This window comes from Azospirillum sp. TSO22-1 (genome assembly GCF_003116015.1).
Taxonomy (GTDB): Bacteria; Pseudomonadota; Alphaproteobacteria; order Azospirillales; family Azospirillaceae; genus Azospirillum.
In genome coordinates this window covers 1-22801 of record NZ_LGQZ01000187.1, presented here as the reverse complement: position 1 = coordinate 22801, position 22801 = coordinate 1, and the positions used below count along the sequence as shown (strand labels likewise).

Annotated in this window: 22 protein-coding genes; 15 read left to right on the top strand and 7 right to left on the bottom strand. The window is 71.6% G+C overall.

Annotated features, from left to right (window positions below; translation table 11 throughout):
* Nucleotides 1–3 precede the first annotated feature (3 nt).
* The 4 genes from xdhC to uraH are packed head-to-tail and all read right to left on the bottom strand — an operon-like array spanning nucleotide 4 to nucleotide 5082.
* Nucleotides 4–933, bottom strand: a complete 930-nt coding sequence (gene xdhC, locus TSO221_RS33020) for a xanthine dehydrogenase accessory protein XdhC (protein WP_109122705.1) — start codon at nucleotides 931–933, stop codon at nucleotides 4–6.
* A complete protein-coding gene (gene xdhB / locus TSO221_RS33015; protein WP_109122704.1) occupies nucleotides 930–3245 on the bottom strand; it encodes a xanthine dehydrogenase molybdopterin binding subunit in 2316 nt (771 codons plus the stop codon). The genes xdhC and xdhB overlap by 4 nt, the downstream gene beginning before the upstream one ends.
* The gene (gene xdhA / locus TSO221_RS33010; protein WP_109122716.1) at nucleotides 3238–4710 is read right to left on the bottom strand and encodes a xanthine dehydrogenase small subunit; all 1473 of its coding nucleotides are present in this window, start codon (nucleotides 4708–4710) and stop codon (nucleotides 3238–3240) included. The genes xdhB and xdhA overlap by 8 nt, the downstream gene beginning before the upstream one ends.
* Before the next feature lie 9 nt (nucleotides 4711–4719).
* Nucleotides 4720–5082: a hydroxyisourate hydrolase gene (gene uraH, locus TSO221_RS33005; protein WP_109122703.1), complete on the bottom strand. Its 363-nt coding sequence runs from the start codon at nucleotides 5080–5082 to the stop codon at nucleotides 4720–4722.
* A gap of 163 nt (nucleotides 5083–5245) precedes the next feature.
* Here uraH and puuE point away from each other — a divergent pair, with 163 nt between their 5' ends.
* The 6 genes from puuE to TSO221_RS35800 all read left to right on the top strand — a co-directional run bounded on the left by puuE (nucleotide 5246) and on the right by TSO221_RS35800 (nucleotide 10549).
* Nucleotides 5246–6166 (top strand): allantoinase PuuE, encoded by a 921-nt coding sequence (gene puuE / locus TSO221_RS33000; protein ID WP_109122702.1) that lies wholly within the window; start codon nucleotides 5246–5248, stop codon nucleotides 6164–6166.
* 238 nt (nucleotides 6167–6404) lie between these two features.
* On the top strand, nucleotides 6405–6905 hold the full coding sequence (uraD, locus tag TSO221_RS32995) for a 2-oxo-4-hydroxy-4-carboxy-5-ureidoimidazoline decarboxylase (RefSeq protein ID WP_109122701.1): 501 nt from the start codon (nucleotides 6405–6407) through the stop codon (nucleotides 6903–6905).
* Entirely contained in the window at nucleotides 6902–8110 is a 1209-nt protein-coding gene (locus TSO221_RS32990) for an allantoate amidohydrolase (protein ID WP_247878379.1), read from the top strand. The genes uraD and TSO221_RS32990 overlap by 4 nt, the downstream gene beginning before the upstream one ends.
* Nucleotides 8107–9345 (top strand): M20/M25/M40 family metallo-hydrolase, encoded by a 1239-nt coding sequence (locus TSO221_RS32985; protein ID WP_109122700.1) that lies wholly within the window; start codon nucleotides 8107–8109, stop codon nucleotides 9343–9345. The genes TSO221_RS32990 and TSO221_RS32985 overlap by 4 nt, the downstream gene beginning before the upstream one ends.
* Before the next feature lie 4 nt (nucleotides 9346–9349).
* Nucleotides 9350–10279 carry a DMT family transporter gene (locus tag TSO221_RS32980; protein ID WP_109122699.1) on the top strand — a complete coding sequence of 310 codons (930 nt, stop codon included), beginning with the start codon at nucleotides 9350–9352 and terminating at the stop codon, nucleotides 10277–10279.
* Between the two features lie 102 nt (nucleotides 10280–10381).
* Nucleotides 10382–10549 carry a hypothetical protein gene (locus TSO221_RS35800; RefSeq protein ID WP_158284292.1) on the top strand — a complete coding sequence of 56 codons (168 nt, stop codon included), beginning with the start codon at nucleotides 10382–10384 and terminating at the stop codon, nucleotides 10547–10549.
* Nucleotides 10550–10568: 19 nt separating this feature from the next.
* Here the strand turns inward: TSO221_RS35800 and TSO221_RS32975 are convergent, their stop codons facing one another.
* Nucleotides 10569–11075 (bottom strand): hypothetical protein, encoded by a 507-nt coding sequence (locus tag TSO221_RS32975; RefSeq protein WP_146208985.1) that lies wholly within the window; start codon nucleotides 11073–11075, stop codon nucleotides 10569–10571.
* A gap of 193 nt (nucleotides 11076–11268) precedes the next feature.
* On the opposite strand from TSO221_RS32975, the gene TSO221_RS32970 reads away from it, so the two are divergent.
* The gene (locus TSO221_RS32970) at nucleotides 11269–12528 is read left to right on the top strand and encodes a CynX/NimT family MFS transporter (protein WP_109122697.1); all 1260 of its coding nucleotides are present in this window, start codon (nucleotides 11269–11271) and stop codon (nucleotides 12526–12528) included.
* Between the two features lie 17 nt (nucleotides 12529–12545).
* Nucleotides 12546–13211 carry a TetR/AcrR family transcriptional regulator gene (locus TSO221_RS32965; protein ID WP_211099145.1) on the top strand — a complete coding sequence of 222 codons (666 nt, stop codon included), beginning with the start codon at nucleotides 12546–12548 and terminating at the stop codon, nucleotides 13209–13211.
* 7 nt (nucleotides 13212–13218) lie between these two features.
* On the opposite strand, the gene TSO221_RS32960 is transcribed toward TSO221_RS32965, so the two are convergent.
* Entirely contained in the window at nucleotides 13219–13593 is a 375-nt protein-coding gene (locus TSO221_RS32960; RefSeq protein WP_109122695.1) for a hypothetical protein, read from the bottom strand.
* A 194-nt stretch (nucleotides 13594–13787) separates the two neighbouring features.
* Here TSO221_RS32960 and TSO221_RS32955 point away from each other — a divergent pair, with 194 nt between their 5' ends.
* From TSO221_RS32955 to TSO221_RS32925, 7 genes are read left to right on the top strand one after another with little or no spacing between them, the layout of a single operon-like run.
* Nucleotides 13788–14597 carry an ABC transporter permease gene (locus TSO221_RS32955; RefSeq protein WP_109122694.1) on the top strand — a complete coding sequence of 270 codons (810 nt, stop codon included), beginning with the start codon at nucleotides 13788–13790 and terminating at the stop codon, nucleotides 14595–14597.
* A gap of 40 nt (nucleotides 14598–14637) precedes the next feature.
* Entirely contained in the window at nucleotides 14638–15624 is a 987-nt protein-coding gene (locus TSO221_RS32950; RefSeq protein WP_199229730.1) for an ABC transporter substrate-binding protein, read from the top strand.
* Between the two features lie 14 nt (nucleotides 15625–15638).
* On the top strand, nucleotides 15639–16463 hold the full coding sequence (locus TSO221_RS32945) for an ABC transporter ATP-binding protein (RefSeq protein WP_109122692.1): 825 nt from the start codon (nucleotides 15639–15641) through the stop codon (nucleotides 16461–16463).
* Between the two features lies 1 nt (nucleotide 16464).
* On the top strand, nucleotides 16465–17874 hold the full coding sequence (locus tag TSO221_RS32940) for a hypothetical protein (RefSeq protein WP_109122691.1): 1410 nt from the start codon (nucleotides 16465–16467) through the stop codon (nucleotides 17872–17874).
* Complete coding sequence (locus TSO221_RS32935) at nucleotides 17871–19022, top strand: Gfo/Idh/MocA family oxidoreductase (protein ID WP_109122690.1); 1152 nt, start codon at nucleotides 17871–17873, stop codon at nucleotides 19020–19022. Before TSO221_RS32940 ends, TSO221_RS32935 begins: the two co-directional genes overlap by 4 nt.
* Nucleotides 19023–19024: 2 nt before the next feature.
* Nucleotides 19025–20194, top strand: coding sequence for a dihydrodipicolinate synthase family protein (locus TSO221_RS32930; protein WP_109122689.1), 1170 nt, complete (start codon nucleotides 19025–19027; stop codon nucleotides 20192–20194).
* Nucleotides 20194–21057: a sugar phosphate isomerase/epimerase family protein gene (locus TSO221_RS32925; RefSeq protein WP_109122688.1), complete on the top strand. Its 864-nt coding sequence runs from the start codon at nucleotides 20194–20196 to the stop codon at nucleotides 21055–21057. Before TSO221_RS32930 ends, TSO221_RS32925 begins: the two co-directional genes overlap by 1 nt.
* Nucleotides 21058–21230: 173 nt before the next feature.
* Here TSO221_RS32925 and TSO221_RS32920 read toward each other — a convergent pair.
* Nucleotides 21231–22801 (bottom strand): O-linked N-acetylglucosamine transferase (locus TSO221_RS32920; RefSeq protein WP_109122687.1); only part of this gene is annotated, 1571 nt, incomplete at its 5' end.

Below are 22801 nucleotides of genomic sequence, written 5' to 3'. Positions count from 1 at the left end.
ACCCTAAACCCTCTCCCGCCCCGGGAGAGGGTGGCCGGCGGAGCCGGCCGGGTGAGGGTACGAGCAAGGATCCTCGGATTTGCCCTCACCCTCCCGCTCTTCGAGCGGGTCCCTCCCTCTCCCGGGACGGGAGAGGGCATTCACGAGCACCTCCGCCACGGCTAGCGCAGCGATCACTTCCGGACGCTTGTCGCCCTTCAGCGCGCCGCCGATGGGGCAGCTCAGGCGTTCCAAGGCCGCCGGATCCCGCCCACGCGCCAGGTATTCACGCTCGAAGCGCCGTCGCTTGGTGGCGGAGCCGATCAGGCCGGCGTAAGCGGCGTCGCCGCGGTCGAGCACCGCCGCGGCGATAGTGAAGTCAAGCGCGTGGCTGTGCGTCAGGATCAGGTAGCCGCTTCCGGACGGAGCCGCCGTGACGTGGTCCAGCGCGTTGGCGCTGACCACCCTCTGCACGCAGGGAGGCATCGGCTCGGGAAACTCGTGCGCCCGCTCGTCGATCCAGCGCACCGCCAACGGCAGGGGCGCCAGCGCCGACGCGATGGCCTTGCCGACGTGCCCCGCGCCGAACAACAGCACGGTCGGGCGGCGCTCCGCTTCGCGCCGCTCGTCGTCCTCAAGGCGCGCCTGCGTTCCGCTGTCCGCCCGCTCCAGCCGCAGCGTCACGTGCCCGCCGCAGCACTGACCGAGCGCCGGTCCCAGCGGCATGCCCAGCGCCTCCACCGCCGGGCCGCCGTCCAGCATGCGCCGCGCGGTCTCCACCGCCTCCCATTCCAGCCGGCCGCCGCCGACGGTGCCGAGCGCCGCGCTCCGCCCCACCAGCATGCACGCCCCGGCCTCGCGCGGCGTGGAGCCGCGCGCCTCGGCGATGGTCACCAACACCACCGGCTCGCCGCGCGCCAGCCAGTCCCGCAGCGTGGCGGCGAGGCCGGTCATGGTCCGCGCAGCCGCTCGATGGCGGCCAGCACGCGCTCCGGCGTCGCCGGGGCGTCGAGGCGCGGGCAGACCTTGTGGTCGGCGACGCTCGCCACCGCGTCGGACAGCGCGTGCAGCACCGAGATGCCCAACATGAACGGCGGCTCGCCCACCGCCTTGGAGCGGAACAGGTTGTCCTCGCGGTTCGGCGCGTCGAAGAAGCGGACGTTGAAGGTCTTTGGCCGGTCGCCGCAGGCCGGGATCTTGTAGGTCGAGGGGGCGTGCGTGCGCAGCCGGCCCTCCTTGTCCCACCACAGCTCCTCCATGGTCAGCCAGCCCGCGCCCTGGACGAAGCCGCCCTCCACCTGCCCGCGGTCGATGGCCGGGTTCAGCGAGCGCCCGACGTCGTGCAGGATGTCGACGCGGTCGAGGCGGTACTCGCCGGTCAGCGTGTCCACCGTCACCTCGGACACGGCGGCGCCGTAGGCGAAGTAGAAGAACGGCCGCCCCTCGCCGGTGCCGCGGTTCCAATGGATGTGCGGCGTCTTGTAGAAGCCGGTGGAGGACAGGTGCACCCGCGCCATGTAGGCCGCCTTGATGAGGTCGGCGAAGTCCATGGCGTGGTTGCCGACGTGCACCCGCCCGGCGCGGAACAGCACGGCGTCGCGCGGCACGCCCCAGTGTTCGGCGGCGAAGTCGATCAGGCGGTCCTTGATGGTGCGTGCGGCGTTCTGCGCCGCCCGGCCGTTGAGGTCGGTGCCGCTGGACGCCGCGGTGGCCGAGGTGTTCGGCACCTTGGCGGTGGTGGTGGCGGTGATGCGCACGCGGTCGATGTCGACCTGGAACTCCTCGGCGACCACCTGCGCCACCTTGGTGTGCAGGCCCTGGCCCATCTCGGTGCCGCCGTGGTTCAGGTGGATGGAGCCGTCGGTGTAGACGTGCACCAGGGCGCTGCCCTGGTTGTAGTGCGTGGCGGTGAACGAGATGCCGAACTTCACCGGCGTCAGCGCCAGCCCCTTGCGCAGCCAGCGGTTGGCCGCGTTGAAGGCGCGGACCTGGGCGCGGCGGTCCCAGTAGCGGCTCTCCTCCTCCAACTGGGCGACCAGCTCGGGGAGGATGTTGTCCTCGACCGTCTGCTTGTAGGGCGTGACGTCGCGGCCGGGGCCGTAGAGGTTGCGCTTGCGGATCTCCAGCGGGTCCTTGCCCAGCGCGAAGGCGATCTCCTCGACGACGCGCTCGGCGCCGACCATGCCCTGCGGGCCGCCGAAGCCGCGGAAGGCGGTGTTGGATACCGTGTTGGTCTTCAGCGGCAGCGATTCGATGCGCGCGGCCGGGTAGTAATAGCCGTTGTCGGCGTGGAACAGCGCCCGGTCGGTCACCGGCCCCGACAGGTCGGCGGCGTAGCCGCAGCGCGCCGCGTAGACCATGTCGACGGCGAGGATGCGCCCCTCCTCGTCGAAGCCGACGGTGTAGTCGACCTCGAAGTCGTGGCGCTTGCCGGTGATGATCATGTCGTCGTCGCGGTCCGGGCGGATCTTGGCGGCGCGGCCGGTCTTCTTGGCGACCAGCGCCACGCAGGCGGCGAACAGGTTGGCCTGCGTCTCCTTGCCGCCGAAGCCGCCGCCCATGCGCCGCACTTCGATCGCCACGGCGCCGTCCGGTACGCCCAGCACGTGGGCGACGATGTGCTGCACCTCGGTCGGGTGCTGGGTGGAGGCATGCACCAGCACCTCGTCGTCCTCGGCCGGGATGGCCAGCGCGGCGTGGCTCTCCAGGTAGAAGTGCTCCTGCCCGCCCATGACGAGCCGACCGGAGACGGTGCGCGGCGCCTGCGCCAAGGCCGCCGCGGCGTCGCCGGTCTTCAGCGTCATCGGCGGGAAGACCAGCTGCGGGTTCTGCCGCGCCGTGGCGATGTCGAGCACCGCCGGCACGTCCTCGTACTCCACCGCGGCCAGCCCGGCGGCGCGGCGGGCGGCGTCGCGGGTGGTCGCAGCGACGGCGAACAACGGCTGGCCGGCGTACTCGACGAGGGTGGAGGCGAACAGCGGCTCGTCGTGGCGGCCCATCGGGCTGACGTCGTTCTCGCCGGGCACGTCGCCGGCGGTGAACACCGCGACCACGCCGGGAGATGCCCGGACCTTGGACAGGTCCATCGACAGCACGCGCGCGTGCGCCTTCGCCGACAGGCCGAGATAGACGTGCAGCAGCCCGGCGGGCTCCGGCATGTCGTCGACGTAGACGGCCTCGCCGCTGACGTGCTTGTGGGCGCTGTCGTGGCGGCGCTCCTGGTAAACACCTCCGGCGATGGTGAGCGGCTGCGGCGTGTCAGGCATGGGCGAGCCTCCCCGGGCCGACGAGGCGGGTGGCGGCCTCCTCCTCCGTCGTCTCGACGAACAGCTTCAGCAGCAGGTTGGCCGCCACCGTGGCGCGGTAGTCGGCGCCGGCGCGCCAGTCGGCCAGCGGCGTGAAGTCCTCCCGCAGCGCCGCCATGGCGCGCCGCACGCTGGCCTCGCTCCAGGACTGGCCGACCAGCGCGGCCTCGGCCGCCGCCGCGCGCTTCGGCGTCGCCGCCATGCCCCCAAAGGCGAGGCGGGCTCGGCTGACGCGGCCGTTGTCCAACTCGACCAGGAAGGCGCCGCAGACGGCCGAGATGTCCTGATCGAAGCGCTTCGACACCTTGTAGGCGCGGAACAGCGCGCCGGGGGCGGGCCTGGGCAGGACGATCTTCTCGACGAACTCGCCTGGGCGGCGATCCTGCTTGCCGTAGGCGAGGAAGAAGTCCTCCAGCGGCAGCGTGCGCCGCTCGATCCCCAGGCGCAGCACCACCGTCGCCCCGGCGGCGATCAGCGCCGGCGGCGTGTCGCCGATGGGCGAGCCGTTGGCGACGTTGCCGCCGATGGTACCGGCGTTGCGCACCTGCACCGCGCCGATGCGGCGGATCAGCTCGCCGAAGTCGGGGTAGAGGGCGGCTATGGCGTCGGCGGCGTCGGTGTAGGTGACGGCGGCGCCGATCTCCAGCGCGGCGTCGGTCTCGTGCAGACGCCTCAGCTCGGCGACGCGGCCGGTCCAGACGATGTCGGGCAGCACGCGCTGGAATTTGGTGACCCACAGCCCGACGTCGGTGGCGCCGGAGACGATGGTGGCGTCCGGATGCTGCAGCAGCAGGTCGGCGAACTGCCCCTCGGTGGCCGGGGCGAAGAAGCGGCGCCCATCGCGGCCGACGCACAGCACCTCCTCGTCCCGCAAGGCGCGCAGCCGTTCGGCGACTGCCTCGGTGGCCAGGGCGAAGCGGTCCCGGGCGCGGTCGCCCAGGTCGTACATGCGTTGCGCGGCGCGGACGATGGGGGCGTAGCCGGTGCAGCGGCACAGGTTGCCGGCCAGCGCGTCGTCGATGCGATCCTCGGCCGGACGTTCCTCGTTCAGGTACAGAGCCAGCATGGACATGACGAAGCCCGGCGTGCAGAAGCCGCATTGCGAGCCGTGCTCGTCCACCATGGCCTGCTGCACCGGGTGCAGCGCGCCGTCCGGCCCCTTCAGGTGCTCGACGGTCAGCAACTGGCAGCCGTCCAGGGTGGGCAGGAAGCGGATGCAGGCGTTGACGGCCTCGTAGCGCAGGCGGTCCCCGTCGAGCCGGCCGACCACCACGGTGCAGGCGCCGCAGTCGCCCTCGTTGCAGCCTTCCTTGGTGCCGGTGCGCCGCTCCTCCAGCCGCAGCCAGTCGAGCACGGTCATGCTCGGATCGACGTCGCGGAGCTCGCGCGGCTCGTCGCCCAGCAGGAAGCGGAGGGTGTCGCGCACGCGCATCGCTCAGCTGCCCCGGTAGGTGGAATAGCCGTAGGGCGAGACCAGCAGCGGCACGTGGTAGTGCTGCTCGGCCGCCGAGATCGCGAAGCGGATCGGGATGACGTCGAGGAACGCCGGCTCGTCCAGCGCCACCCCCAGCGCGCGGAAATAGGCGCCGACCTTGAACACCAGTTCGTAGCAGCCGGGCTTCATGGTCTCGCCGGCCAGCAGCGGCACGTCGCAGCGCCCGTCGGCGTTGGTGCGGGCGTCGAGCACCCAGATGCGCTGCTCGGCCTCGACGCGGTAGAGGGTGACCGCGATGCCGGCGCCGGGCCGGCCGTGCGTGGTGTCGAGGACATGGGTGGTGAGCCGTCCACCGGTGCTCATATCGTCTCCTCTTCCCGGTCTTCCGCCGTATGTTAGGGAAGTATATCGACGCTGGCGCCCGGGTCTAACAGGGGGTGCCGGGGAAAGACTTTCAAACCGATCCGAAAGGTACCGCCGCTTTTCGTCGATTATCATGGGAATGCAGCGCAGCAGGGGGTGAGGCATGTCCGGTTCCGGCTATCCCAGGGATCTCATCGGCTACGGCCAGACCCCGCCCGAGGCCGACTGGCCCGGCGGGGCGCGCATCGCGGTGCAGTGCGTCCTCAACTACGAGGAGGGCGGCGAGAACAACATCCTGCACGGCGACGTGGCGTCGGAGGCCTTCCTGTCGGAGATGGTCGCGGCGCAGCCGCTGCCCGGCCGGCGCAGCATGCCCATGGAGTCGCTGTACGAGTACGGCTCGCGCGTCGGCGTCTGGCGCCTGCTGAAGCTGTTCGAGCGCAAGGGCGTCCCGCTCACCGTCTTCGCCGTCGCCATGGCGGCCGAGCGGCACCCGGAGGTGATCCGCGCCATGGTGGACGCCGGGCACGAGATCGCCAGCCACGGCTGGCGCTGGATCAACTACCAGGACATGGACGAGGCGCAGGAGCGCGAGCACCTGCACCGCGCCATGGAGATCCTGACGCGGGTCGCCGGCAGCCGACCCTTGGGCTGGTACACCGGCCGCGTCGGCCCGAACACGCGGCGGCTGGTGGCGGAGTACGGCGGCTTCCTCTACGACGCCGACTCCTACGACGACGACCTGCCGCACTGGGAACTGGTGGCGGGCGGGCCGCAGCTGATCGTGCCCTACACGCTCGACTGCAACGACATGCGCTTCACCCAGGTGCAGGGCTTCAACAGCGGCGACCAGTTCTTCACCTACCTGAAGGACAGCTTCGACGCGCTGTACGAGGAGGGGGCGGAGACGCCGCGCATGATGTCGGTCGGCCTGCACTGCCGCCTCGCCGGCAAGCCGGGGCGCATCAAGGCGCTGGAGCGTTTCCTGGACTACGCCGCCGGGCATGAGGGCGTGTGGTTCTGCCGCCGCGTGGACATCGCCCGGCACTGGCACGAGCGGCATCCGTACCAGGGGGGCGAGTGATGCGTTTGTGGCCGTCAAAGCCCCTCTCCCCTTGCGGGAGAGGGGTTGGGGAGAGGGGGAGCCCCATCTTCCCACGAACTGTGACACCACGAAGGCACGAAGACACGAAGGTGGGGAGCGTGCGCCTGCCGCCTTCGTGTCTTCGTGCCTTCGTGGTGAAAAGCGCTGTCGGCACCCAGTGCCCCCTCTCCCCAACCCCTCTCCCGCAAGGGGAGAGGGGCTTCAAGGATGTCCGCCCATGACCCGCCCTGGCGATATGGACCGCGACGCCTTCGTCGCCCGCTTCGGTTCCGTCTTCGAGCATTCCCCGTGGATCGCCGGGCAGGCATGGGACGCCGGGCTGCGGCCGGACACCGCCGAGGGGCTGCACGCCGCCCTGGTCGCTGTGCTGCGGGACGCTCCGCATGAGCGGCAACTGGCCCTGCTCAACGCCCACCCGGATCTTGCCGGCAAGCTGGCGGTGCGCGGCGAGCTGACGGCGGACTCGACGGCCGAGCAGGCCTCGGCGGGCCTCGACCGTTGCACGCCGGAGGAGTTCGCCCGCTTCACCGCGCTGAACGAGGCGTACAAGGTGAAGTTCGGCTTCCCCTTCATCCTGGCGGTCAAGGGCCGGACCCGCGCCGAGATCCTGGAGGCGTTCGAGCGCCGCATCCACCACACCCCTGAGGAGGAATTCGCCACGGCCCTGGCCCAGGTCGAACGCATCGCGTTGCTGCGGCTGAAGGACCTGCTGTCATGAGCGGCCTGATGGAGCGCCTGGACGCGTTCGCCGCGTTCTCGGCCGAGGACGGCGCGCTGACCCGGCTGTGCTTCTCGCCGCAGCACCGCGCCGCCGCCGACCGGCTGACGGCGTGGATGCGCGAAGCGGGGATGGCCGTTCACCTCGACCCCGCAGGCACGGTGGTCGGCCGCTACGAGGGCGCGCAGCCGGGGGTGCCGGCGCTGCTGCTCGGCTCGCACATCGACACGGTGCGCAACGCCGGCAAGTACGACGGCAACCTCGGCGTGCTGGCGGCGGTCGAGGCGGTGGCCGAGCTGAACCGGCTGGGCGAGCGGCTTCCCTTCGCCGTCGAGGTGCTGGGCTTCGGCGACGAGGAGGGGGTGCGCTTCCCGGTTACCCTGACCGGCAGCCGCGCCGCCGCCGGCCGATTCGACCCGGCGGCGCTGGAAGGCCGCGACCGCGACGGCGTGCGCTTCGCCGACGCGCTGGCCGCGTTCGGCGGCGACCCGGTGCGGATCGCCGAGGCGAAGCGGGACGCGCTGGCCTATCTGGAGGTCCACATCGAGCAGGGGCCGGTGCTGGAGGCGGAGGGGCTGCCGCTCGGCATCGTCACGGCGATCAACGGCGCCACACGGTTCACCGTGACCGTCACCGGCATGGCCGGCCACGCCGGCACCGTGCCCATGGACCTGCGCCGCGACGCGCTGGCCGCGGCGGCGGAGATGGCGCTGGCGGTCGAGGCCCGGGGGGCGTCGGCGCCGGGCCTGGTGGCGACGGTCGGGCGGCTGGAAACCTTCCCCGGCGCCGTCAACGTCATTCCCGGCCGGGTGGTGTTCACCGTCGACGTGCGCGCCTCGGACGATGCGCTGCGCCGCTCGGCGGTGCGGGCGATCCAGGACGCGTGCGCGGCCGTCGCCAGCCGCCGCGGCGTGGCGCTGGACGTCCAGCCGGGCCACGACGCCGACGCCGCGCCGTGCTCGCCGGGTATCGTCGCGCGGATCGAGGCGGCGGTGCGGCGCGCCGGGGTGCGGCCGTTCCGGCTGCCGAGCGGGGCCGGGCATGACGCCATGGCCTTTACGGGCGTGCTGCCGATGGGCATGCTGTTCGTCCGCTGCAAGGGCGGCATCAGCCACAACCCCGCCGAATCCATCACCGCCGAGGACGCCGACCTGGCGGTGCGCGTCCTTCTCGACATCCTCCGCAACTTCGAGCCCGCACCATGACCGACGCCCAAGCCATCCGCGATTTCCTGCGCGCCTCCCGGGAGGCCCAGACCCGCTTCCTGGCCGAGCTGGTCAAGGTCCCCTCCGACAACCCGCCGGGCGACTGCGCCGCGCACGCCGAGCGCGCCGCGGAACTGCTGGAAGGGCTGGGCTTCACCGTCGAGCGGCACCGCGTGCCGGACGATCTGGTGCGCGCCAACGGCATGGTCAGCGCGGTCAACCTCGTGGTGCGCCGGCGCTTCGGCGATGGGCCGGTGGTGGCGCTGAACGCGCACGGCGACGTGGTGCCGCCCGGCGAGGGCTGGACGAAGGACCCGTACGGCGCCGAGATCGTGGACGGCTGGATGTACGGCCGTGGCGTGGCGGTGTCGAAGTCCGACTTCGCGACGTACGCGTACGCCCTGCTGGCGCTGGAGAAGGCCGGCCTCGACCGCGGCACGGTCGAGCTGCACCTGACCTACGACGAGGAATCCGGCGGCGAGATCGGGCCGAAATGGCTGCTCGACCAGGGCATCTCCAAGCCCGATTGCGCCATCGGCGCCGGCTTCAGCTACGGCGTGGTGACCGCGCACAACGGCTGCCTGCACCTGGAGGTCGAGGTCAACGGCAAGTCGGCGCACGCCGCCCTGCCGGCCACCGGCATCGACGCGCTGGAGGCGGCGACCGGCGTGCTGAACGCGCTGTACGCGTTGCGCAGGACGTACGCGGAGACGGCGTCGGCGGTGCCCGGCATCGGCTCGCCGCAGCTGACGGTCGGCCTGATCAGGGGCGGCATCAACACCAACGTGGTGCCGGACCGCATCACGCTGCGCCTCGACCGCCGCATGATTCCGGAGGAGACGCCGGAAATGGTGGAGGAGGGCGTGCGCGCGGTGATCGCCGAAGCCGCCAGGGCGTTCCCGCAGGCGCGCGTCGCGGTGCGGCGCATCCTGCTCGCCCGGCCGCTGAAGCCGCTGCCCGGCACCGACCGGCTGGCCGGCATCCTCTGCGGCCACGCCAGCCGTATCATGGGCGAGCCGGTGGAGGCGAAGGGTGTGCCGCTCTACACCGACGCGCGGCATTACGCCGACGCGGGCGTGCCGATCATCCTCTACGGCGCCGGCCCGCACACCATCGAGGAGGCCAACGCGCACCGTGCCGACGAACGCCTGCCGCTGTCCGACCTGCACAAGGCGACCGAGGTGGTGGCGTTGACGCTCGCCGACGTGCTGGCGGCCGGTCTGCTGGTGAGCTGACGGCATGACTGAGGCCGCCCGCGTCGAGGGGAGCCGCACGCCGGCCGTCTGGCATCTGGTGGGGCTGCTGCTGGCGGTGGCGGGGGTGCTCGCCTTCTCGCTGCGGCCGGTCATCATCAAGGCCGCCTACACCTACGGCGTCGATCCGATCACGCTGATCCTGCTGCGCATGGTCTTCTCGCTGCCATTCTTTCTTGGCATGGCGGCGTGGAGCGGCTGGCGCGGCGGGCGGGCGCGCATCTCCGGGCGCGACTGGGCGTTGACGCTGGGGCTGGGCGCGCTCGGCTACTACATGGCGAGCTTCCTGGATTTCCTGGGGCTGCAGTACGTCAGCGCCGGCATAGGGCGGCTGCTGCTGTTTCTCTACCCGACCATCGTGGTGGTGCTCTCCGCGCTGTTCCTCGGCAAGCGCATCGGCGGGCGCGAGGTGGTGTCGCTGGCGGTGTCCTACGCCGGCGTGGCGCTGGTGGTGTCCACCGAGTGGCGCGACGGCGGGGCGGCGTTCGGCTGGGGCGCGCTCCTCGTGTTCGGCAGCGCGGTCTGCTACGCGGTCTATCTGGTGGCCGGCAGCAAGGTGATCGAGCGCGTCGGTTCGCTGCGCTTCACCGCCTACGCGCTGACCAGCGCCAGCGTCTGCTGCATCGTGCAGTTCCTGGCGCTGCGCCCGCTGTCGGCGCTCGACCTGCCGGCGGCGGTGTACGGGCTGTCGGGGATCATGGCGGTGGTCTGCACCGTGCTGCCGGTGTTCATGACCGCCGAGGCGCTGCGCCGCATCGGCGCCAACAGCGTCGCGCTGGTCGGCGCGCTTGGCCCGGTGTCGGCCGCCGCCCTGGGCTATCTGACGCTGGGCGAGGAGGTGACCTGGGTGCAGATGGTCGGAGCCATGCTGGTGGTCTTTGGTGTGATGATCGTCAGCCTTAAGGGTCGGCGTTGAATTGCCGCGTGACAACGTGTCGCGGGTCCATTAGCATTTCAGCAGTTCGACCCACGGAAGTTCCGCATGTTTTCCCTTGCCGACCATGGCGGATCAACGCGGATGTGCACCGGGATCCCCGCCACCCAGGGGGATGTCCGGCATTGCGGCGAGTGCCGCAGCTTCCTCGACGGCCAGTGCCGCGGGCGCGACCCGCAGGTGCCGCTGCAGGTGTCCTGCGGCGTGCTGCTGCTGGGGCTGATCCTGGTCGGGGCGGTGGTCTTCTCGTAACGGGGCTTTCGGCGCCCGCTCACTCCCACCATTTCGGCGGCGGGCCGTCGTAGCGGGCCGGCTGCATCGGCACGATCTCGTCGAGGGTGGGGGCCAACTCCACCTCCTCGCGCAGCTCGGTCGGGCGCTTGGCCGGCCGGCGGCCGAGGTCGGTCATCAGGCGGGTGCGGGCGCGCCCGGCGCCCTCGGTCTCGGCGTCCTGGAGCGCCGCCTTCGCCTCGATCAGACGCTCGCCCGGCTGCGGGATCTGCGGCATGCGCAGGCGGCTGCGTTCGTTGCGCGCCAGCTCGTAGGCGCGATCGACGATCCGGCCGCGGAAGCTCGGGTCCAGCGAATCGAAGGCGACGGTGGCGTACTCCAGGTCGGTCCGGTTGCGCGAGGTGGCGGCGCGCGCCAGCGCGTCGGAGGCGACCGAGAACTCGACGATGCCCGGCACGCGCTCGCGCTGCACGGCGAGCGCCAGAACCTGCACCGCCGTCGCGGTGTCGTCGTCCAGGGAGGCCGGGGAGGGGAGGGGCACAGCCATGATCGGCGTTTGAGTCCGGATACCAACGAAGTCTGGCAACTATCTGATTCCCATGCTAGGTGCGTCAACGTCCGGTCGCGAGCCTCCATACAGGAAACCAGGAAGTGTTGCACGGCGGACTCACCCCGCCCCGGCCCTCTGGCCGGGGACGCCGGCGCCCACCACCTCCTTGCGACCCCGCCCGAAGGCCGCCATGCGTGACATTCCCGACGAACCCGTACCCCCCTCCCTGGCTGACGATCTGCTGATCGACGTCGAGGACGGCGCGATTCCCGAGCGTCCGCGCCATCCGCTGCTGATCGCTGCGGCGCTGGTGCTGATCGCCCTCAACCTGCGCCCGGCGCTGTCCAGCCTCGGCCCGGTGCTGGCGGAGGTGGTGCGCGACACCGGCGTCTCCGCCTCCTCCGCCAGTATCCTGACCACCGTGCCGGTGGTCTGCCTGGGCGTGTTCGGGCTGGCGGCGCCCGGGCTGGCGCGCCGGTTCGGCAGCGAGCGGGTGATCCTCGCCATGCTGGCAGTGCTGGCCGCCGGGATCGCGCTGCGCGCCGTGCCCGCCTTCGCCGCGCAGGTGGCGGCGGCGCTGGTGGCCGGCGCCGGGATCGGCGTCGTCGGCGCGCTGCTGCCCGGCCTCGTCAAGCGCGACTTCCCGGAGCGCGCCGCGCTGATGACCGGCGTCTACACCATGGCCCTGTGCGGGGGCGCGGCGCTGGCCGCCGGTTCCATCGTGCCGCTGTCGCACGCGCTGGGCGGCTGGCCGCCGGCGCTCGCTTCCTGGGCGCTGCCGGCGCTGGTGGCCGCCGCGGTGTGGCTGTCCGGCCTGCCCGACGCCGGGGCGCACCACGCCCACGGCCGGTGGGAGGTGCGCGGGCTGTGGCGCGACCCGCTGGCTTGGCAGGTGACGCTGTTCATGGGGCTGCAATCCTCGCTGGCCTACGTGGTGTTCGCGTGGCTGGCGCCGATCCTGCGCGACCGCGGGCTCGACCCGGTGACGGCCGGATTCGTGGTCTCCAGCTCGATCCTGGTGCAGCTCATCACCGCGCTGACGGCGCCGATCGTCGCCGGGCGGCGGCGACACCAGGGCGGGGTGGTGCTGGTCGTGCTGGCGTTGACGCTGGTCGGACTGCTCGGCTGCCTGTACGCGCCGATCGGCAGCGTGTGGCTGTGGGCGGTGCTGGTCGGGCTGGGGCAGGGCGGCAGCTTCGCGCTCGGCCTGACGCTGATCGTGCTGCGCGCCGGCGATCCGCACGTCGCCGCGGCCCTGTCCAGCATGGCGCAGAGCGTCGGCTACACGCTGGCGTCCTGCGGGCCGCTGCTGGTCGGGCTGTTGCACGACCGCACCGGGGGTTGGGGGCTGTCGGGCGTGCTGTTCACCGTGGTCGTGGCCGCGGCTGCGGTGTTCGGTGTGCTGGCTGGGCGCCCGCTGCACGTGCGGGTCGTCAGCCGCCCTGTTTGACTGCTAGCATGCGAGCCATGGACACCGCTGCCACCACCCAGGTCCCCCGCAAGCCCCGCCGGACGGGCACGCCCCGCGACCCGGAGGGCACGCGCGCCCGCATCCTGGCGGCGGCGCGCGACGAGTTCGCCCGGCACGGCCTGGGTGGTGCCCGGGTGGACCGCATCGCCGAGGCGGCGGGCACCAACAAGCGCATGCTCTACTACCACGTCGGCAACAAGGAGGAGCTGTACCTCGCGGTGCTGGAGGCCGCCTACGCCGACATCCGCGCCGCCGAGCGGGCGCTGAGCCTGGAGACGCTGGCGCCGCCGGACGCCATCGCCCGGCTGATATCCTTCACGTGGCAGTACTTCATCGAGCACCCGGAGTTTCTGGCGCTGCTCAACACCGAGAACATCCACCGCGCCGAGCACCTGAAGCGCTCGCAGAACGTCGCGACCATGCACTCGCCCTTCGTCCGGCTGATCGCCGACGTGCTGGCGCGCGGCGAGGCCGACGGCGTCTTCCGCGCCGGGGTGGACCCGGTGCAGCTCTACATCTCCATCGCGGCGCTGGCCTACTTCTACCTGTCGAACGTGCACACGCTCTCGGCGATCTTCGGCCGCGACCTGCTAGCCGAGTCCGCCAAGAGCGAGCGCCTCGCCCACATGACCGAATTGGTGCTGGCCTCGCTGCGGCGCTGACCGGCGGTCAGTGGAGCGACGACATGTCCCGTTCCATCTGGATGCGCTTCGCCGTGTCGCTGCGCGGCTCGCCGGCGCGGCGCCCGTCGAAGGACGGGGCGGGTCCCGGGCCGTGCGCGCGGCCGGACCGGCCGCTGTGCACCGGGTGGTCGCGGTGACGGTGCACCGGCCGGTCGTAGTAGCCGACCGCAGGGCGGTCGTAGTAACCGAACGCCGGTCGGTCATAGTAGCCGACCACCGGACGGTCGTAATAGCCGTAGGATGATCCGAACGACGGGCGGCCGTAATAGCCGTACCCGTAGCCGTCGTCGTACCCCGGCCCGATGCAGGCCGACAGCGACAGCGCCACCGCTCCGGCCGCCAGCACCCGCGTGATCCCCATCGTCTCCTCCATGGGTTCATACGGGGATGAACAGCGAAGGAAGCGATTTCATCCCTTCTCCCGCCGGAAGCGGGAGGGGCGAATGATCCGCCTATCCATCTTGGTGGATTGACGGGCACAGGTCGCCGCGGGTAGCTTTTAACCAGCCGGTTAAAACGTACACGAACGAGGCGCCTGCCGGCGGGGAGGGAGCGATGGACCGTCAACGCGGCGTGACCGCGGCTGAGCGCGTGCTGAATTCCGGCTGGCTGCGGCCGCTGATCTTCCTGGTGCTGCTGACCGTGCTGTGGGACGTGACGGTGCGCGTCCTGAAGATCCCGCCCTACCTGATCCCGGCGCCGAAGGATGTGATCCTGGCGCTGGTTGCCGAGTGGGACGTGCTGCTCGCCGCCGCGGTGCCGACCACCGTGGCGACGCTGGGCGGCTTCGCGCTGTCGGTCGCCTTCGGCATCCCGATCGCCATGCTGATCGCCGGCTCGCGCATGGTGGAGGCGTACGTCTACCCGCTGCTGGTGTTCTCGCAGTCCATCCCCAAGGTCGCCATCGCGCCGCTGTTCGTCGTGTGGTTCGGCTTCGGCATCGTGCCGAAGGTGATCTCGGCGTTCCTGCTGGGCTTCTTCCCCATCGTCGTGTCGGCGGTGCAGGGCTTCAAGTCGGTGGACCAGGACATGATGGACCTCGCGCGCTCCATGAAGGCGTCGCGGCTCCAGACCTTCCGCATGGTCAGCCTGCCGCACGCGCTGCCGGCGATCTTCGCCGGGCTGAAGGTGTCGGTGACCCTGGCCGTCGTGGGCGCGGTGGTGGGGGAGTTTGTTGGCTCGAACTCCGGCATCGGCTTCGTGCTGCAGCGCTCCATCGGCAACTTCGAACTGCCGACCATGTTCGCCGCGCTGATCGTGCTGGCGCTGATCGGCGTGGTGCTGTTCTGGATCATCGACGTCGTCGAGCGGTTCGCCATCCCCTGGCACGCGAGCCAGCGCCACCTCGTCGTCGCCACCGCGTAAGGCAATAAACAAACGGGCCAAGGAAAACGGGAGGATACGGATGAAGAAGGCTTGGTTCGCGGCCGTGGCCGCGCTGTTCGCCGCGTCTCCGGCGGTCGCGGCGGACAAGGTCACGCTGATGCTCAACTGGTACGTCTACGGCGAGCACGCGCCCTTCTACTACGGCAAGGAGAAGGGCTATTTCGCCGAGCAGGGCATCGACCTGGAGATCCAGGAGGGCCGCGGCTCCGCCGTGACGGCGCAGGCGGTGGCGGCGAAGACCGCCGACTTCGGCTACATCGACGTGCCCACCATGATCAAGGCCGCCGCCAAGGGCGCGCCGCTGGTCGCCACCGGCGTGCTGCTGCAGACCAGCCCGATGTCGGCCATGGGCTTCTCCGACAAGAACATCCGCAAGCCCGAGGACATCAAGGGCAAGACCGTCGCCGTCACGCCGGGCGATTCCATGTCGCAGATCTGGCCGCTGTTCCTCAAGAAGACCGGCCTGAAGGAGAGCGACTTCCGCACCGTGTCGGGCGACGCGCAGACCAAGCTGAACGCCGTGATCAACGGGCAGGCCGACCTGCTGCTCGGCTATGTCATGGACCAGTCCATGAAGATCAAGGACGCCACCGGCAAGGCGGTGACGCCGATCCGCTTCGCCGACTACGGCATCAAGATGGTCAGCTCCGGCATCGTGGCGAACGCCGACTACGTGAAGGAGAAGGAGGGGCTGGTGCGCCGCTTCATGGCGGCGGCGGTCAAGTCGGTCGAGGAGGCCTCCAAGCACCCGAAGGACGCGGCGCAGTCGATCCTCACCGCCAACCCCAAGGGCGGCCAGCTCGCCACGCTGACCGAGGGCTTCGAGCTGACCATCCCGCTCTACAAGGACCCGGACGGCAAGAGCCGGCAGCCCTTCCGCGTCTCCGACGACAACATGAAGGAGTCGATGGACCTGCTGGTGGAGTATGGCGGCCTCGACGCGGCGGCGAAGGGCAAGCTCGCCGGCTTCTACAGCAACGTCTACCTGCCGAACCCCGGTCAGTGAGAGGGGGCACGGGGATGGCATCGCACCTGAGGCTGGTGGGGGAGACGCCGGAGACGGCGCAGCGGCCGCCGCAGACCCTGATCCGGGTCGAGGGCGTGTCGAAGACCTACCGCACCCGCGACGGCGAGGTGCCGTCCCTGCAGCCGCTGACCTTCGACGTTCGCGAGGGCGAGTTCCTTGTGATCGTCGGGCCGTCCGGCTGCGGCAAGTCGACGCTGCTGAAGATGGTCGCCGGCCTGCTGCCGGCGACCGGCGGCTCGATCCGCATCGAGGGAACGGAGATCACCGAGCCGCACGACGACGTTGGCATCGTGTTCCAGAGCCCGGTGCTGCTGGCGTGGCGCTCGGTGCTGCGCAACGTCATGATGCCGGTCGAGGTGCGCGGCCTGCCGCGCGCCGAGTACCTGGAACGCGCGCAGCGCCTGCTGCGCATGACCGGGCTGGAGGGCTTCGCCAACAAGTACCCCTGGCAGCTGTCGGGCGGCATGCAGCAGCGGGCGGCCCTGTGCCGGGCGCTGGTGCACGACCCGAAGATCCTGCTGATGGACGAGCCGTTCGGCGCGCTCGACGCCATGACGCGCGAGCGCATGAACCTGGAGCTGCAGCGCGTCCAGCACGAGACCGGCAAGACCGTGCTGCTGATCACCCACTCGATCCCCGAGGCGGTGTTCCTCGCCGACCGCGTCATGGTGATGAGCGAGCGGCCGGGCGCCATCGCCGCGACCTACGAGGTGCCGCTGCCCCGGCCGCGCACGCTGGACGTCATGGGCGACCCGGTCTTCGTGCAGCTGACGCAGAGGATCCGCGGGCACTTCTTCACCCAGGGGCACCTGGACTGACATGGCCCCTAAAAATTCAGATTGGCCGAAGCTCCGCATCCGCGCCGTCGAGCTGTTCGAGCGGCCGGTGCGCTTCCGCAAGCCCTTCCGCTTCGGCGCGGTGACCGTGGAGGCGGCGCCGCAGGCGTTCGTCCGCGTGCTGGTCGATGTGGAGGGCCGCGGCGAGGCCTGGGGCTGCACGGCCGAGATGATGATGCCCAAGTGGTTCGACAAACGCCCCGACCGCAGCCCGGCGCGGACGGTGGACGGGCTGCGGGTGTCGCTTCACCTTGCCGCGCGGGGGTATGGGGGAGCGTCCTGGCCCGACACGGCGTTCGGGCACCACGCGGCGGTGCGCGGCGCGCACGAGGCGGCCTGTCTGGCGGCCGGCGAGACGCGGCTGACCGCGGCCTACGGGCCGGCGCTGCTCGACAAGGCGGTGCTGGACGGGCTGCTGCGGGCGCTCGGCGTGGACTTCTTTAGCGGGATGGCGGGGAACGTCGCCGGCATCGACACGCACCTGACGCCGGACCTCGATGGATTCGGGCTGGACGGGTTCCTGAACGGGCTGCGGCCGCTGGCGGCGGTGTGCCTGAGGCACACGGTGGGGCTGGTGGATGATGTGGAGGGCCTGCGGGCGCTGGTGACCTCCGGCCCCCACCATTTCAAGATCAAGCTGTCCGGCGACCCGTCCGCCGACCTCGACCGGCTGCGCGCCATCGCCGCGGTGCTCGACCCGGTGCTGACCACCTACCGCGCCACGCTGGACGGCAACGAGCAGTGCCCGGACACCGCAGCGCTCGCCGCTTTCCTCGACGGGCTGGAGGCCGATCCGGCGCTCGCCGCGTTCCGCCGCGCCCTGCTCTACGTCGAGCAGCCCATCGCCCGCGAGCGCGCGCTCGACGAGCCGCTCGGCCCCGTCGGCACGCGGCACGCCGTCATCATCGACGAGTCCGACGAATCCTACGACGCCTTCCCGCGCGCCCGCGCCATGGGCTACCGCGGCGTCTCGTCGAAGTCGTGCAAGGGCCTCTACAAGGCCGTTCTCAACGCCGCCCGCTGCGCGGCGTGGAACGGCAGCGGCAGCCGCCACTTCATCTCGGCCGAGGACTTGACCTGCCAGGCCGGGCTCGCGGTGCAGCAGGACACCGCGCTGGTCGCCCTGCTCGGCATCGGCCACGCCGAGCGCAACGGCCACCAGTACGTGGACGGCTTCGCCGGCGCCCCGGAGGAGGAGGCCGAGGCGTTCCTGGTCGCCCACCCCGGCTTCTACACCCGCGAGGACGGCCGCATCCGGCTGAACACCGGCGACGGCAGCCTGCCGGCATTCCCGCTCTGTGTCCCCGGCTTCGCCCACGCGGCGGAGCCGCGCTGGGACAGCCTGCAACCCCTCGCCCCTCCGGCAGCCGCCAGCAAGGAGTCCGCTTCATGAGCACGCGTCGTCTTGGCATCATCATGCACGGCGTGACCGGCCGCATGGGGATGAACCAGCACCTCATCCGCTCCATCCTCGCCATCCGTGCCCAGGGCGGCGTGGCGCTGTCCGACGGCAGCCGCGTCATGCCCGACCCGATCCTGGTCGGCCGCAACGAGGAGAAGATCCGCCGCCTTGCCGAGCAGCACGGTGTCGAGCGCTGGACCAGCGACCTCGACCGCGCGCTGGGCGAGCGCAAGGACGAGCTGTTCTTCGACGCCGGCACCACGCAGATGCGCCCGACGCTGCTGGAAAAGGCCATGCGCGCCGGCAAGCACGTCTACTGCGAGAAACCCATCGCCACCAACCTGGAGCAGGCCCTGCACGTCGTGCGCCTCGCCAAGGAGCTGGGCCTGAAGAACGGGACGGTGCAGGACAAGCTGTTCCTGCCCGGCCTGCAGAAGATGCGCATGCTGAAGGACTCCGGCTTCTTCGGCCGGCTGCTGTCGGTGCGCGGCGAGTTCGGCTACTGGGTCTTCGAAGGCGACTGGCAGGCGGCGCAGCGCCCCTCCTGGAACTACCGGGCGGAGGAGGGCGGCGGCATCATCCTCGACATGCTCTGCCATTGGCGCTACGTGCTGGACAACCTGTTCGGCGCGGTGCGCAGCGTGTCGTGCCTGGGCGCCACCCACATCCCCGAGCGCTGGGACGAGCAGGGCAGGCGCTACGACGCCACCGCCGACGACGCCGCCTACGCCACCTTCCAGCTGGAGGGCGGGGTGATCGCGCAGATGAATTCCTCATGGACGACGCGCGTCCACCGCGACGACCTCGTGACCTTCCACGCCGACGGCACGCTGGGCTCGGCGGTGGCCGGGCTGCACGACTGCGTGATCCAGCCGCGCGCCGCGACGCCGCGCCCGGTGTGGAACCCCGACCAGCGGCAGACGCTGGACTTCTACGACACCTGGGCGGCGGTGCCCGACAACCAGCCCTTCGACAACGGCTTCAAGGCGCAGTGGGAGATGTTCATCCGCCACCTCTGCGAGGACGCCCCCTACCGCTACACGCTGATGGAGGGTGCGAAAGGCGTGCAGCTGGTCGAGGCGGCGCTGGAGAGCTGGAAGGAACGGCGCTGGGTCGACGTTCCGGCGCTGGAGGTGTGAGCATGTCCCTGACCATCCGCCTGCCGCGCCCCGACCGCACGCTGGAGCCCTACGAGGTCGCCCCGGCGCGCGGCTTCCCCGGCAGGATCGCCGGGCCGCTCAACCGAGTCGCCTTCGCCGCCGCGCACGTGGTGGCCGACCCGCTGGCCGACGTGGACCCGTGGCTGGCCCCGGCCATCGACTGGGACCGCACCATCGCCTTCCGCGAGCACCTGTGGGACCTCGGCTTCGGCGTGGCTGAGGCGATGGACACCGCGCAGCGCGGCATGGGGCTGGACTGGTCGGCCTCGCAGGAGCTGATCCGCCGCTCGCTGGCCGCCGCACGCCCGCGCGGCGGGCTGGTGTTCAGCGGCGCCGGCACCGACCATCTGGCGCCGGAGGATGCCCGCTCGCTCGACGACGTCATCCGCGCCTACGAGGAGCAGGTGGCGGCGGTCGAGGGCATGGGCGGGCGCATCATCCTGATGGCGTCCCGTGCGCTGGCCCGCGTCGCGCGCTCGGCCGACGATTATCTGCGCGTCTATTCCCGCATCCTGGGCCAAGTGAAGGAGCCGGTGATTATCCACTGGCTGGGCGACATGTTCGACCCGGCGTTGGCCGGGTACTGGGGAACGAAGGACCTCGACGCCGCCATGGACACCGCGGTGACGATCATCAACGACCACGCCGCCAAGGTGGACGGGGTGAAGATCTCCCTCCTCGACAAGGACAAGGAGATCGCCATGCGCCGCCGGCTCGACCCGCGGGTGCGCATGTACACCGGCGACGACTTCAACTACGCGGAGCTGATCGCCGGGGACGAGCACGGCTACTCGCACGCCCTGCTCGGCATCTTCGACGCCATCGCGCCGGCCGCCTCGGCGGCGCTGGCGGCGCTGGCGGGGGGCGATGCGAAGACGTTCCACGCCATCCTGGAGCCGACAGTGCCGCTGTCGCGGCACATCTTCCGGGCGCCGACGCGCTTCTACAAGACCGGCGTCGTCTTCATGGCCTACCTGAACGGCCACCAGGACCACTTCACCATGGTCGGCGGGCAGGAGAGCGCGCGCTCCACCCTGCACCTGACGGAGATCTTCAAACTGGCCGACAAGGCCGGCCTGCTGCGCGACCCCGAGCAGGCGGTGTGGCGGATGGCCGACGTGCTGGCGGTGCGCGGGATCGAGGCGGTGTGATGCGCGACTTCTCCCGAGATCACCGCTGGCTGTCGATCAACACCGCCACCGTCAAGGCGCAGGGCGATCTGGTCCAGATCACCGAGGCCTGCGCCCGGCATGGCATCCGCGCCGTCTCCCCCTGGCGCGACCAGGTCGCCGCGGTGGGGCTGGAGCGTGCCGTGCGGGCGGTGCGCGCGGCGGAGCTGGAGCTGTCCGGCTACTGCCGCGGCGGCATGTTCCCGGCGGACGCCGCGCACCGGGCCGAGGCGCGCGATGACAACCGCCGCGCGGTGGACGAGGCCAAGGCGCTGGGCGCGCGCTGCCTCGTGCTGGTGGTCGGCGGGCTGCCGCAGTTCTCCCGCCCCGGCTCGTCGCCCAGCAAGGACATCGCCGCCGCGCGGGCGCAGGTGGAGGACGGCATCGCGGAACTGCTGGAGCACGCCCGCCGCGCCGGCATGCCGCTGGCCATCGAGCCGCTGCACCCGATGTACGCCGCCGACCGCGCCTGCGTGAACACGATGCGCCACGCGCTCGACCTTTGCGACCGGCTGGATCCGGGGCGGACGGGCGCGCTCGGCGTGGCGGTGGACGTCTACCACGTCTGGTGGGACCCGGAACTGGAGGCGCAGATCGCCCGCGCCGGCCGCGACCGGCTGCTGGCCTTCCACGTCTGCGACTGGCTGGTGCCGACCACCGACCTGCTGCTCGACCGCGGCATGATGGGCGACGGGATGATCGACATCCCGAAGCTCCGTGGTTGGGTCGAGGCGCAGGGCTACGCCGGGCATTCCGAGGTCGAGATCTTTTCCAACCGCTGGTGGGCGCGGCCGATGGACGAGGTGCTGGCCACCTGCATCGAGCGGCACCGGGCGGTGGTGTAGCGGCGCCGTCGGTTCCAGGCCGGTGTGGAACGGTTTGGAACACCGTGAAACATTGTGCAGGGGCTGTTCAGTACGCCGTCCTGGGCGGTGGACACAGCTCGGGCATTTATGACTGCGATCCTATCAAGGCGCGCCGCGCTTGGCAAGATGATCCTGCCGCGAGCCGGCGAATCCTAGCCGGCGCCTTGCCACACCTCCAGCAGCGCCGCCTCGAAAGCGGCGGTGAAGCGCGCGGCGTCGCAGATCCCCGCGGCCATGTCGGCGCGCAACGCCGCGCGCCGGGCGGCCAGTGCGGCGGGATCGGCGACCAGGCGCGCGGCGACGTCCAGGTAGGCCTCGGGCGTGGCGGCCACCAGGTCGGGGTGGCCGATCTGGCGCAGGATCGCCAGCGACTGCCGCGCCACCGGGCGGCGCCCCTCCAGCGTCACCACCGGCACGCCCATCCACAGCGCCTCCAGCGTCGTCAGGCAGCCGCAGAACGGGAAGGGATCGAGCGCCACGTCGATGTCGGCGTATTCCGCCAGCATGGCGTCGTGCGGCGAGGCCCCGCGCAGGTCGAGGCGGCCGGGATCGATGCCATGCGCGGCGAAGGCGGCGCGGAGGGCGGCGCGCTCCTCATCGTCGCCCAGGGTGTGCCACTTCAGCACGAGGCGGGCGGTCGGCGCCCGTTTCAGGAGTTCCGCCCACAGCGCCACCACCGCCGGCGTCAGCTTGGACAGGTTGTTGAAGCTGCCGAAGGTCGGGAAGCCGCGTCTCGGCAGCGGCGGCGGCGCCACCGGCTGGCCGGGCTGCGGCGGCGTGTAGCAGAAGCGGCCGGACGCCAGCGGCACCACGCGCTCGGTGAACCAGCCGCGCTGTTCCGGCGGGACGCTGGCGTCGTCGGTGAACAGCGCGTCGATGGTCGGCAGGCCGGTGGTGTGGAAGTAGCCGAGCCAGCTCACCTGCACCGGCGCCGGCTTGGCGGCGAAGACCGCAAGGCGGTTGTCGGCGGTGTGCCCGGCGAGATCCACCAGGATGTCGATGCCGGCGCGGCGCACCGCCGCCTCGAGGTCGGCGTCGGACCAGCCGGCGCTGTCGTGCCAGGCACCGTCGTCGATGGCGGCGCGCAGGCGGGCGGTGAGGTCGTCGGGCGTGCGTACGTCGCTGAAGACGTGCACGTCGAAGCGGCCGCGGTCGCGATGCTCCAGCGCCGCCGCGGCGAGATAGCCGACCGGGTGCCGCTTGAGGTCGGGCGAGATATAGCCGAGCCGCAGCCGCTCGTGCCGGACGCGGGCCGGCGGGCGCGGGCGGGCAACGGCGGCGCCCCAGGCGCGGTGCGCGGCGGCGAGGTCGTCGTCATCGACCGCCGGGTCGTAATTGAGCGCCAGCAGCAGGTTCGAGGTGGCGGCCCTGGCCAAGCCGGCGAGGGTCTGCGCCCGCGCCAATGCGCGCCGCGCGCGCTCCGGATGGCGGCCGGCGAGCAGCGCGATGCCCAGGTTGTTGCACGCCTCCGTCCCCTGCGGGTCGAGCGCCAGGGCGGTGGCCAGCGCCCGCTCCGCCGCGCGCGTCCGGCCGCAACGCGCCTCGGCGGCGCCGAGCGCCGTCCGCGCGGCGGCATCGTTCGGCCGCACGCGCGCAGCGCGCCACGCGCACGTTCGGGCGCCGCTGCCGTCGCCGCCGGACAGCTGGATGCCGGACAGCACGCGCCACCCGGCCGCGTCCGCCGGGTCGAGGGCGAGGGCGGTGCGCGCCGCCGCCGCCGCCC